The organism is Paenarthrobacter sp. R1 (assembly GCF_030264015.1).
Taxonomy (GTDB): domain Bacteria; phylum Actinomycetota; class Actinomycetes; order Actinomycetales; family Micrococcaceae; genus Arthrobacter; species Arthrobacter ureafaciens.
Map to the genome: position 1 here is coordinate 3,102,147 of NZ_CP127115.1, position 12,011 is coordinate 3,114,157.

Consider the following 12,011-nt stretch of genomic DNA (forward strand, 5'->3'; position numbering starts at 1 on the left):
ATTATGGGATTCATGATGACCCGAAGACTCACCCAACTCCTGCTCGGACTGGCCATGTATGGCATATCTCTGGCGATGTTCATTCGAGCCGGCCTTGGCCTTGATCCTTGGGATGTGTTCCATCAAGGAGTCTCGGAAAAGACGGGCCTCAGCATCGGGGTGGTGGTGATCGTGGTGAGTTTCCTGGTGCTTCTCCTCTGGATACCGCTGCGGCAGATGCCCGGTATTGGAACGCTGGCGAACGCGGTCCTGGTGGGCCTCTTTGCGGATCTGGGCTTGTGGCTGATCCCGGAGTTCTTCCATCTTGGCGGCCAGATCGCCCTGCTGGCGGGAGCGGTGGCGCTCAATGGCATCGCTTCGGCCTGCTACATCGGAGCCCGTCTGGGGCCCGGCGCCCGCGACGGCCTCATGACCGGCCTCGTGCGGCGGACGGGATGGTCCGTCCGGCTGGTGCGCACCGGAATAGAGGTCACCGTGTTGGCGATAGGTTGGCTGCTTGGCGGATCGGTAGGTGTTGGCACGGTGGTTTACGCCCTGGCCATTGGTCCACTCGTTCAGTTGCTGCTGCCGAGGTTCATGGTCCCGGAGGGCAAGCCTGATGCGAAGCCGGGTGTCGCCGCAGGGGCCGTACTGACGCGGCCTGAAACATCGTTTCAGGGCGCCGGCTGGCACCGCGGGCAGAAGTAAATGTCCCGCTCCTCGGTCCCGTCCGGTCCCGCGAGGAGGCCGTGCCGGATCTGCGTACCGCAGCGCCGGCAGGGTTGGCGGGTCCTGCCGTACACCCAGTAACCGGGACGCATGGCACGCGGGCCCAGCGTAGTCCGACGCCCGGGTCCAAGGTTTTCACCGAGGAGGCGCTTGGCGTCGGTGACGATTTTTGCAAGGTCCGGGACCTGGCCCACGGGTAGCGCTGGGTGGATGCCAGACAGGAAACAGGAATCACAGCGGTAGATATTGCCTATCCCGGCCAGCTTGCGTTGATCCAGCAAGGCGAAGCCAATGGGAACGTCCGGTTCGGCCTGCAACCTCCGTAAGGCCTCCTCTTCGTCCCAGTCCGGGCCCAGGAGATCCGGCCCGAGGTGGCCGACGATCTTGTCTTCCTCGCTGGTGGGCACCACATCCAGGATTCCCAGGGAGAAACCGACCGCGTCCCCTACGGGAGTGCGCAGCACACAACGGGCGGTATGACCAGGCTTCGTCCATCGGCCCCCGGGCGGGTAGACCATCCATGAGCCCTCCATCTTGAGGTGCGAGTGGATGGTCAATGCCCGCGGTTTCTTGCTGGCACCGGGCAGGGTGTCTTCCGGCCCCTCCAGACGCATCAGCAGATGCTTCCCGCGGGGCACCACCTCCACCATGGTCCAGCCCGACAGGTTCAGTGTGGCAAACCGGGGAACCCTGAAGTCTGAAGCGGTGAGGACCTGCCCTGCCAAGGCCTCGTGGAGCTTGTGTGCTGCCCGCCAAATGGAGTCTCCCTCAGGCACGGATACGCAGTCCCTTCGGTGTGGAGTAGGCGCCGGCGGCAGCCAATGCCACCGCTATGGGGGTCTCCAGGAGATCGTGGCCGTTCACTTTCTCCATGAACAGCTTGTCCACGGCGCCGCTCCGCACTACGCCCACCAAGGCCTCGGCGGCCACGGTCAAGGCAGCCTCGTCGCGGCTGAAGGTGAGCAGGGTCTTGCCGCCGCGCTCGACGTAAAGCACCAACGCGCCGTCGACCATCACCACCAAAGCTCCGGCCTTCCTGCCCGGGCGGTGTCCCGAACCGGCTTCACCGGCCACACCCGGCCACGGGAGGGCCGCGCCGTATGGGTTCGCCGGGTCCGTTGCCGCCAAGGCCAACGCTGACGGCTCGGCCTTGGAGATCCGGGCGTCTTCCGTGAAGGACCGCAGCCTGTCCACTGTGGCAGGCACCGCGAATTGGGCCGCGCCAAGGTGTTCAATGAAGTAGCCCCGGCGGCACCGTCCTGCCTCTTCCAACCGGGCCAGGACCTTGTACATCAGCCCAAACCCGCCCAGGATGTTCTCGGCCATGACGGACCCGCGCGTCACCACTCCGTACCTGTCCAGCAGGAGCTCCGCGGTGCCGCGTGCATGGATGGTGGGGTCGAGCTCCGGGGCGGGAAGCGCGGACCAACGCCCGACGGCGAGCGGCGGCGTGGGTGCCGAAGCAGCGGTTGAACCGTAGCGTCCGCCGCTCAATCCCGGGGAGCCAAGGAGGCCTGCACCGTGGCGGCCCAAACGGCTCATGCGCGGTGCACGGGCCCTCGGGGCTTTCGCAACTTGCCGGTGGGCCGTCCGTCCTCCGGCGATCATGGCACGGACGGGGGCAAAGGTATCCCCGGTAACCCTGCCGGCCCACACCAGGTCCCACAGCGCTGAGACGACGGCGTCGTCACTGAGCACGGCGTCCATGCCCCCGGCAACGTCCGTCAGTTGCCGGAAGAAGTAGCCGCCGCCGGCACTGAGGTAGTCCAGCAGGCGCTGCTGGGCATCGCCCGGTTCGAAGTCCGGCGAAGGGCTCAGGGTCAGTTCGGCAGAGTCTGCAACGTGGAGGCTGATCCATCCGTCATTGCCGGGCAGCTGGCCGGCTCCGGACCACAGCAGTTCACCCGCTGCCATGAGCTCGTCGAGCATCGCGGGTTTGTAGTCGGCCACCCTGCTGGCCAGCACCAACGGTTCCCATGCCGATGCCGGGACGGGAACCCCGGACAGTTGGTCCACGGCAGTGATGATGCCATCCAGACCCCGCAGGGCCGAGCCCCTCGACTTTCCCTGGGCACTGACGTTTTGCCATGCGGGAAGGAAGCGACCGTAAGCGGCGGCGTCCACCGGTTCCACTTCCGCCCGCAACGCAGCGAGGGAGCGGCGCCGCAATTTCCGCAAGACCTCGGCGTCGCACCATTCGCTGGCAGGAGGAGCTTCCGGGCCCATCAACTCGGGATCGGTGGTTTCAGGGTCCTGGGTTACGGCGACGGCGTGTGGTCGGAACTCACCCTCCACAACCCTGCCGTCTGCAGCCAGCCGCTTCAGGGCGGTATTGACGACGGCGACGCCCAGTCCCAGCCGCGTCGCCGCTTCGGCCGCAGTGAATGGTCCATGCGTGCGGGCGTAACGGGAAACGAGGTCTCCCAGCGGGTCCTGCACAGGTTCGATAAAGGCCAGCGGCACGCCCATGGGAAGGGGAACACCGATTGCATCGCGAAGCCGCGCCGCGTCTTCAATGGCAGCAAAGCGTTCGACGCCGCCGATAGTCACCTTGAGGGCGCGGTTGGCCTTCTGCAATGCCAAAAGGTGCTGCTCTGCTTCGGCGGGAGTTCCGGGAGGAAGGGCCTTGCCTTCGGTGAGTTCCTGGTCCTCCGCGTGGCCCTGAAACTGTTCCCGGTTCAGCAGCTGTTCCTGCTCCTGAACCAGTTCCTGCCCTTGCAGGCGCTCGGCTACTTCCTTCACGTCCAGCGGACCCAGCAGCCGGAGGAGGTCCGCAATGCCTTCCATCCCACGGACCCGACGATCCGGAACCAGCCGTTGCAGCTCCCGCTCGGTGGAATCGATGACTGCCGCGTCCAGGAGCTCACGGAGTTCCACCCTGCCCAGGAGCTCGTTCAGGAGGGTGGAGTCGAGGGCCAGTGCCGCAGCCCTGCGCTCGGCCAGGGGGGAGTCGCCCTCATAGAGGAACTGGGCGACGTAGCCGAACAACAGTGATTTGGCGAAAGGAGATGGCTGCTGCGTAGTGGTTTCGACGATCCGCAATTCCCTGCGTTCCACGGAGGCTGCGATGTCCTTGAGCGCCGGGAGATCATAGACGTCCTGCAAGCATTCGCGCACGGTTTCCAGCACGATGGGGAACGACGGGTACTTCTTGGCGACATCCAGCAGCTGGGCGGAACGCTGGCGTTGCTGCCACAGCGGTTGCCGTTTGGTGGGGTTTTGACGCGGCAGCAGTAAGGCGCGGGCAGCGCATTCCCGGAACCGCGACGCGAAGAGAGCGCTGCCGCCCACCTCTGCGGTGACGATTTGTTCCAGTTCCTCCGGATCGAAGAGGAACAGCTCCGCACCGGGAGGCTCATCTTCCATCATGGGCACCCTGAGCACAATGCCGTCATCGGCAGCCATTGCCGATCCGTCCAGGCCGTAACGCTGCTGGAGCCTCTGCCCCACAGCAAGGGCCCACGGCGCATGGACCGGCATGCCGAAGGGGCTGTGGAGGACCACCCGCCAGTCACCCAGTTCATCGTGGAAGCGTTCCACCACCAACGTTCGGTCGTTGGGCACAACCTCGGTGGCCTGCTTTTGCTCCTCGAGGTATTGAATCAGGTTGCTTGCCGCGAAGGTGTCCAGACCGCTGGCCTGGCAACGTTCCATGGCCGGCCCGGAATCAGCTGCCGAAAGTTCCCGAATGAACGCGCCCAAGGCGCGGCCGAGGTCCACGGGGCGGCCCAGGGAGTCACCCTTCCAGAACGGCAATTTGCCCGGTTGGCCGAAGGCGGGAGAGACGAGGACACGGTCATGCGTGATGTCCTCGATTTTCCAGCTGGTTGCTCCGAGGGCGAAGACGTCCCCGACGCGGGATTCGTAGACCATTTCCTCATCGAGCTCACCCACGCGGCGGCCGCCCTTGGCTGCGCGGGACGATGGGCTCGGGCCGTCGCCGTCAGAGCCACCGGAGGAACCGGTCCCTTCAACTTCGGTACCGATGATGTACACGCCGAAGAGGCCGCGGTCGGGAATGGTGCCGCCGGACGTGACCGCCAGCCGCTGGGATCCGGGCCTGCCTTCAATGGTTCCTGCGTGGCGGTCCCACACGATGCGGGGCCGCAGCTCGGCAAACTCATCGGAGGGGTACCGGCCTGCCAGGAGGTCCAGCGTGGCCTCGAAGGCTGACCGGGGGAGGCTGGCGAACGGCGCCGAGCGGCGAACGGTGCTGAACCATTCCTCGACGTCGATGCTCTCCAATGCGGTGGCCGCGACGGTCTGCTGGGCAAGGATGTCCAGCGGGTTGGTGGGGATGCTCAGCCGCTCAATCTGGCCACTGAGCATCCGCTCCACCGTGACGCTCGTGTGGAGGAGGTCGGCCCGGTGCTTGGGGAAGAGGACGCCCTCGGAGATCTCGCCTACTTGGTGTCCGGCACGCCCAACGCGCTGGAGGCCGCTGGCAACCGAGGGCGGAGACTCTACTTGGATGACAAGGTCCACTGCGCCCATGTCGATGCCCAGCTCAAGGGAAGACGTTGCAACAACACAGCGCAGCCTGCCGGATTTGAGGTCGTCCTCGATCATGGCCCGTTGGTCCTTGGACACTGAACCATGGTGGGCCCTGGCCAGAACGGGATCGCTTCCGCTGGTGCTGCCCGCCTGGGCCATCATGTGCGCGGGGGTTGCCGTAGAAACGGGCGCTTTGGCCGGGGCGGCAGCGGAAGCCTCATCTTGCCCTGGCCCGGCGCCCCAGTCCTCCGTGTCTCCAGCTACCGGCTCCGCCCACGGTGAACCCGCCACCGCCATGAGTTGCCGCTCCGCGTAGATCTCGTTCAACCGGGCGGTCAGCCGCTCCGAAAGGCGACGTGAATTGGCAAAGACAATGGTGGACTGCTTGGAGAGGACCAGATCCACAATCTGCTCCTCAACGTGCGGCCAGATGGAAGCTTGCGGCTGCAAACCTGACGCCGGCCCGGAATCGAACGCGCCGGCAGCACCCTGGAGGTCCGACATGTCCTCAACAGGCACGGTGACCGTCAGGTTCCAGTTCTTCTTGGAGGGGGGAGCGACGATCTCCACCGGAGCCTGCCCGGCAAGGAATTGAGCCACCAACTCGCGCGGCTGCACGGTGGCGGACAACCCGATGCGTTGAGCGGGCTTGGGCAATAGCGCGTCCAGGCGTTCCAGCGATACAGCGAGGTGGGCACCGCGCTTGGTGCCGGCAACAGCGTGGACTTCGTCGATGATCACGGTGTCCACTTCGCTGAGCGTCTCGCGTGCACGCGACGTCAGCATCAGGAACAGGGACTCCGGCGTTGTAATGAGGATGTCCGGAGGGTTGGACAGCAGCGAGCGGCGATCTGCCGCCGTCGTATCTCCCGAACGGACGCCAACGGTCACCAGCGGTGCGGGCAGGCCCAAGCGCTTTGCTGTTTGGGTGATGCCGATCAGCGGGGCGCGGAGGTTGCGTTCCACGTCCACACCGAGGGCTTTGAGCGGCGAAATGTAGAGGACACGGGTCTTGGTCTTGGGACGCTTGGCACGGCCCTTGGCCGGCGCCGGAACGTCCTCAAGTCCCGGCAAAGCATCGGACGGGGCAGCGTGCAGCCTGTCCAACGCCCAGAGGAACGCGGCCAGGGTTTTTCCCGAACCGGTGGGAGCTACCACCAAGGCATGGGAACCGGAGGAAATGGCATTCCACGCGCCATCCTGGGCAGCCGTGGGCTCACTGAAAGCGCCGAGGAACCATTCCCTGGTTGCCTGGCTGAAACGGCTCATGGCGCCTGTGGACGCCTGCTGCTCCTGCATTCCTCCATCATGCCCCACGGCCAGGACATAATAAGCCCGGCCCGTGGGGAGGCGGTTTAGACCGCTTGGAATGCGGTGATGCTCAAGAGCTTGATCCCCATGTTGCTGCAGGCGTCGTGGGGTTCGGCGACGAACAGGGATGCTGTGTCTTCGGGCGGGTAGATGCGGTATCCCGCTGCCGGGACCTTGGTGCAGTCGCCGTAGTTCCCGGCCTGCGTGTACCGCAGCTCCGCCCATGCGGACTTGCCGGGTGCCAGCTCGATCCTAGTGACGGGCGTGGTTGTTTCCCGCGTGGCCGGTTCGCCAATGGGTTCGCCCGTGGCGTTGGCCGTGAGGGACACTCCGGCGAAACCTTCCAGGACGCAGGTTGCCGAGCCTGAGTTGGTCAGGATCAGTTTCTCGTAGATGCTTCCGGCCGCGCCGCCACCGGTGGCGTCCGTTGTTGCCGTCAACGAGTCCGCCTTGCACAAGGCGGGTGCGGCCGGAGCGGCGGACGTGGGGGCTGCCGACGGTGAGGTGCTTCCTGACGGAGCAGCCGACGTCGACGACTCCGAGGGCGAAGCGGATGGCGTGGATGAACTTGGCGGTGCGCTGCTGGTCCCCGAAGGGCTCGGGCTGGGCCCGCAGGCGGCCAGCATCAGCAGCGAGGCAGCCGCCGTCGTCGTCAAAAGTCCGGTCTTGATGCGCTGAGTCCACATGGGCACCAGCCTTGCGGCGGCCGTGGCGGGAGTCAATTGAGCCACGGCGACCGCGACGGATTGGCGCCCGGATTGTGATCTTCCGGGCGCCAATCGCGCAGCGTTACTTAGTTGTTGTGCCCGTCTTTGCGGTCCGGCTGCGGAGGAACGCCGCGCCTCCCAGAACCAGGCCGGCAAAGCCGGCGATCAAACCGGCCCAACCAAGTGCGGTCGAGTTGTCGCTGCTCACGGAAGCTGCCTGCTCAGTGGTTTCCGTTGACGCGCCGTGGTGGCCGCCGGACGAGTCGGCGGGTGTGATGGTCACCGAAGGGGCGGGGGACTTGAGGTCATCCTCTTTCTGGCCATCCTTGGGAACTTCGGCCCAATCCACCTGGCCCTGCTCACAGGTCTGCAGCGTGGGGAAGTAGATGGTCTTGCCCGCTGCGTCAGGCAGCTTGACCGACAACACCAAGGCATCCCGCAGGTGCGGATCCAGGGGGGTCTTGGCCGTGTAGACGATCTGGCCGGTGCGCTTGGTGATGCTGGTCCCGTCGTCCAGTTTCTTGGGCGCGTCCAGGGTTTCGGTGACCTTCTCCACGGTCCAGTTGGGGTTCACTGTGGGCTGCGCGTCAGTCAGTTCCTCAGGCAGCGTGATGGTCACCTTCGTGGTGGGGGAGGTATCGCAGCCGTGCGGAATGCCAAAGGTGACCAGCGCGTAGGAGTTGGCAGCGGTCTTGTTTGGATCGGCGCCGACGTGGGCGGACGCCCCGGCCAGTCCGGCCATCATCAGGGCAGCGGTGGCACCGGCTGCAGCGGTCGTGGACAGGGCACGGCGGAGTACGGACTTGTTCATGGGAATGCCTTTCAAGGTGCGCCTCTGAGCGGCGCTGGGTACAGGTTTTTAGCCCGTCACCTCACAAGGCTTTTGCTTGTTGTGAACTTTGGGTGCCGGGCGGAGTCAGGAATGCACGACGGCGGCCGGCGGGCCGCGCCGGCTGTCTTGCCTGAGGTTCCGCCACGGGCGGGGGATGAAAACCACGGGTGCGCCGACGACCAGTGGCGTGGCACCGGCGTCGGGCTTGAAAAGCAGTGTGGGCAGTACAGCAAGCGGCCGGAGCCAGGCTGCAAGCTGCCACAGCGCATCCTCGCCCTTCGACAAGGCAACTGCGGACGCGACGGTGGCCAGAGCGTGCGCCACCAGCATGAGGGCTCCGGCGGCAGTTCCCGGATCATGAAGGTGGGCAGCGGGGTCCAGCACGGGTGTCAGGAGCTCGGTTCCCACGTGGTGACTGCCTAGTGGTCCGGTAACACCCACCGGTGCAAAGGCGCTGAAAGCGTCGTGCAGGACGAACTGGCTCGCGCCCAGAAGCGCGGACATCGCCATCAGGTTCAGCTTGAACCGGGAAGCGAAGGTGGTGGCCAGGCCCGTTACGGCAACCAGCGCCAGGAGAACCGGGAACGTGGGGAGTTCGCCGCCGCCGGCAACGTGGGCACTTGCGGCCAGCAGCACGATCACCGTGGCGATCGCCGAAGAGCGCAAGGCATGGAAGGGAGTCCGGTGCTGCAGAGTGCGCACTGTGTCCTCCCTGTGTTGGCCGGCTGCTTGGGCACCTCCGATTCTATCGGGATTTCTGGAAAGGGCTGGCGGAGCGTTCAACCGAGGACGGCCTCAGGGTGCGTTCGATCTCCAGAAGCTCGGACAGTGCTTCGGCGCAGTGCAGGCAGCCCGCCAGATGGCTTTCTGCCCGCCTCCTGCCGGCGGCGGTCGCCGAGTCCCGCGCCAACCGCGCCAGGAGCTGCGAGATTTCGGAACAGCCTTTGCCGGCGGGCTGGCGGACGTGTGCCTGGAGATACGCCTGGCGGAGACCCACGCGGGCGCGGATCAGTAACGAGGCAACGCCGTTGGGGTTCACCCCCACGTATTCTCCCGCCTCGGTGTGCCTCATCCCCTCAATGTCCACGCACCACAGCACCCGTTGCCATCGGGTGGGGAGCGAGCGGAAGGCCCGCAGCAGGGTGGTTGATTCGAACAGTGCGACGAAAGCGTCTGCCTCCTGGCTTGTTTGCGCGAGCGCCCTGTCCCGGTCAAAGGCCGCCCGGCGCCTGGCGCCGGCGTTGCGTTGGTGGGCCATCCGGCGCGTCGTGGTCAGCACATAGGAGCGGAAGTACGCGTTCGGTCCTTTGCCGGCTTCCAAAGCCACGAGGACGGCCAGGAAGGCTTCGGCAACAACATCGTCCACGTCGCTGAGGTTGTCTGCCTCCCTGCGTGCCACGTAAACGGCTGCATTTTTATGGCGTCTGTAAAGTTCATCGAATGCGGACAGGTGTCCTTGCCGGACGAGTTCTATCAAGTGATTGTCGCGGGCATTGGGGGAGTCGGCGGCTGCAGTGGTTGGGGGTTCCACACTTTGCCTTTCAGGGTCGGGGCGAGCGGCCCAAACCTAGGAAGAGCATGATTGGATTCACCGAAGATGCAGGAAAGTGGGAAAAACGGACTGCCCATGCAGGATTTCGATTTCGACGAGCGTGACCTGAGGCTTTTGCATGCCCTCCAAGTGAGGCCCAGGGCACCATGGACGGCTTTGGCTCCAGTGGTTGGCGCCGACGCCGTCACGCTTGCACGAAGGTGGAACGTCCTCCAGGACCGAGGGCTCGCCTGGATGACGTCCTACAAAGGATCCGGGGCCAGGTTTGTTGGTGCCATCATCGACGTCACGTGTGCGCCGTCCATGATGTCGGCAGTCATACAAGGTCTGGTCCGCGACCGGGAGGTGGTTTCCGTCGACCAGACCGCCGGAGCCCGTGACCTTATTCTTACGGTCTTCTGCAGTACCGACGCCGAACTTTCCACGTTCCTCCTGGACCGGATTCCCGCAGTGGAGGGGATCACCAGCACGCGTACGCACCGGGTCACCAGGATGATCACGGATGCACGGAAGTGGCGTCTGAGGTCCTTGGCGACTGACGAAGTGCGGGCGCTCGAAAGGGCTGTGCCGTTGCCAACTCCGCGGGCCTCGGCAGTCAGTGCCGAGGTCGAGAAGGATTTGGCCGGGATCCTGCTGATGGACGGCAGGACGTCCGTTGCCGACCTTGCCCGACTGCTGCGCATCAGCCCTACACGGGCAAAGACCGCGCTGGCCAACGTCCTGGGTTCGCAAAGGGTGGTGGTCCGGCTGGAACTGGCGCGGACATCCTCACCCTGGCCGGTCTGCGTCTGGTACTTCCTGAGCGCCCCGGCGTCAAAGGTCGATCTTGTCGCCGCAAGCCTGGCCGGATTGAACGAAGCGCGGCTGGTTGTCACGACTGGCGGCACGCATTCCATCGCGATGGCGGTGTGGTTGCGCGGAGTCGAGGACATGGCTGTGCTGGAGCGCCAACTCGGCGAGCAGCTGCCCTACGTGGAGATCGCCGACCGGTCGATTGTGTTGCGGACACCGAAGCACATGGGCAAGCGCCTGGACACGGACGGCCGGCGGATTATCCAGGAGATTTAGACTGGCGCATTTCGGGCTCGTGCCGGTTACGGCAGGGCTCTGATTTCATGGATGACTTTCTTGTAGTCATCAACGTTGACCCCGCTTTGGCTGTGCTCTTCCTCCTCGAACAAACACGCTTCGAAGCCAAACAAGAACATCGTCATGCCGCATTCCTTGGCATATTGCGGAGCTCTTCGCAGCTGATCGGAAAGACTGTCTGATCGTGGCGCTCCTCCAGTGAATGGCCAGTCCGCTGGGCCGGGGTTTTCCCCCACCAATCCGAGGCCGGCGCGTCGGGCCAAAGCACTCGTGTACCTGTGGGACGACCACAAGGAGGCACTGTCGTGCAGCACATCCTCGTCGTCGCGGGGGAGGCATTTGTCCTGCGGCGGTGAAGCGTTGCGTGCTTCGACGGCGGAAATGTCGTCCAGGCCGGTGAAATCCACGTCCACGCCCGGCAACGATGACAGGACCGCGAATTGGGCGGGGTAGTCCAAACCGCGTTCCTGAGCACCGTCGGGATTGGCCCGCCCGTCCAGACGTCCTTTGATGGCTTCCGCCTTATCCGCCGGCAGGACCCCACGGCCGGCAACCGGCACGTGCACTCGTCCCCGATATCCGAGCTCCCGTAGCTCGCGTATCTGCCATACCACCGCATCGACCACGGATCGGGCGTACCAGTCCCACCACCCCTGGACCTGCCCGTCATTCACGGAACTCCCGTTCCATGAACGTGAGCCCGGAACCCACCCCGGCATTGGGGACGGCGATACGCCCTCAGCCAGACCTTTGCCGGACTGCGGGGCATCACCAAATGCCCAGAACTCGCCTTCATGTCCGCCATCGTCAGGCCCCGGGTACCCCAACTCCCCGCCGGCATTCGTGCCTACGCGTATGGCTGCGATGCCATTGAATCCCAGCTCCGGAAGGATGCCTGCCAGGTATTCATGGGCTGCGTCCCGGACCTTGGCGCTGAACACCAGCTCGGCCCCGGCTTTTTTGGGGGTGCCTCCTGCGCTTCCCTTCAGGGAACCACCGGGCAGTTTTCGCACCCACTTGGGCGGGTAGTGCATGCCGGGGGACAGCACGACTTGCATGCCGGCGTCACGACAGTCCGCCAGCTGTTGTTGTACCTGGGCAACGTAGTGGCGGTCCACGCGCCTATCCACCGGCTGGTAGCGATCCCAAGCCAACGGCAGCTCAACAACGGAAATTCCGGCGTCTCGGAGCGCGGCGAGTCGATCGGGAGCGCACGTGGAGCCCAAAACCCCAAAGGACATGGAGCCCGGAATGCCCTGATCGGGCCCAACGCTGCATCCGGCGCCGGCACTTGCCATCGTCACCGCCAACACAGTCG

Annotated in this window: 9 protein-coding genes; 2 read left to right on the plus strand and 7 right to left on the minus strand. The window is 65.1% G+C overall.

The window, feature by feature from the left end; translation table 11 throughout:
• Positions 1–12 precede the first annotated feature (12 nt).
• Positions 13–687, plus strand: coding sequence for a membrane protein YczE (gene yczE, locus QN084_RS15055; RefSeq protein ID WP_083261939.1), 675 nt, complete (start codon positions 13–15; stop codon positions 685–687).
• Here the strand turns inward: yczE and QN084_RS15060 are convergent.
• The 6 genes from QN084_RS15060 to QN084_RS15085 all read right to left on the minus strand — a co-directional run bounded on the left by QN084_RS15060 (position 654) and on the right by QN084_RS15085 (position 9,583).
• Positions 654–1,484 (minus strand): DNA-formamidopyrimidine glycosylase family protein, encoded by an 831-nt coding sequence (locus QN084_RS15060; protein ID WP_062095185.1) that lies wholly within the window; start codon positions 1,482–1,484, stop codon positions 654–656. The two genes, yczE and QN084_RS15060, sit on opposite strands and share 34 nt — an antisense overlap.
• Positions 1,477–6,501: a DNA glycosylase AlkZ-like family protein gene (locus QN084_RS15065; RefSeq protein WP_069694662.1), complete on the minus strand. Its 5,025-nt coding sequence runs from the start codon at positions 6,499–6,501 to the stop codon at positions 1,477–1,479. Before QN084_RS15065 ends, QN084_RS15060 begins: the two co-directional genes overlap by 8 nt.
• 56 nt (positions 6,502–6,557) lie before the next feature.
• A complete protein-coding gene (locus tag QN084_RS15070; protein ID WP_170828560.1) occupies positions 6,558–7,199 on the minus strand; it encodes a DUF4232 domain-containing protein in 642 nt (213 codons plus the stop codon).
• 103 nt (positions 7,200–7,302) lie between these two features.
• Positions 7,303–8,031 carry a YcnI family copper-binding membrane protein gene (locus tag QN084_RS15075; protein WP_069694664.1) on the minus strand — a complete coding sequence of 243 codons (729 nt, stop codon included), beginning with the start codon at positions 8,029–8,031 and terminating at the stop codon, positions 7,303–7,305.
• 105 nt (positions 8,032–8,136) lie between these two features.
• Positions 8,137–8,754 carry a hypothetical protein gene (locus QN084_RS15080; RefSeq protein ID WP_069694665.1) on the minus strand — a complete coding sequence of 206 codons (618 nt, stop codon included), beginning with the start codon at positions 8,752–8,754 and terminating at the stop codon, positions 8,137–8,139.
• Positions 8,755–8,797: 43 nt separating this feature from the next.
• The gene (locus tag QN084_RS15085) at positions 8,798–9,583 is read right to left on the minus strand and encodes an RNA polymerase sigma factor (RefSeq protein WP_069694666.1); all 786 of its coding nucleotides are present in this window, start codon (positions 9,581–9,583) and stop codon (positions 8,798–8,800) included.
• A gap of 96 nt (positions 9,584–9,679) precedes the next feature.
• Here QN084_RS15085 and QN084_RS15090 point away from each other — a divergent pair, with 96 nt between their 5' ends.
• Positions 9,680–10,672 (plus strand): Lrp/AsnC family transcriptional regulator, encoded by a 993-nt coding sequence (locus tag QN084_RS15090; protein WP_069694707.1) that lies wholly within the window; start codon positions 9,680–9,682, stop codon positions 10,670–10,672.
• 26 nt (positions 10,673–10,698) lie between these two features.
• Here the strand turns inward: QN084_RS15090 and QN084_RS15095 are convergent, their stop codons facing one another.
• Positions 10,699–11,997 carry a glycoside hydrolase family protein gene (locus QN084_RS15095; protein WP_139126735.1) on the minus strand — a complete coding sequence of 433 codons (1,299 nt, stop codon included), beginning with the start codon at positions 11,995–11,997 and terminating at the stop codon, positions 10,699–10,701.
• Positions 11,998–12,011 lie beyond the last annotated feature (14 nt).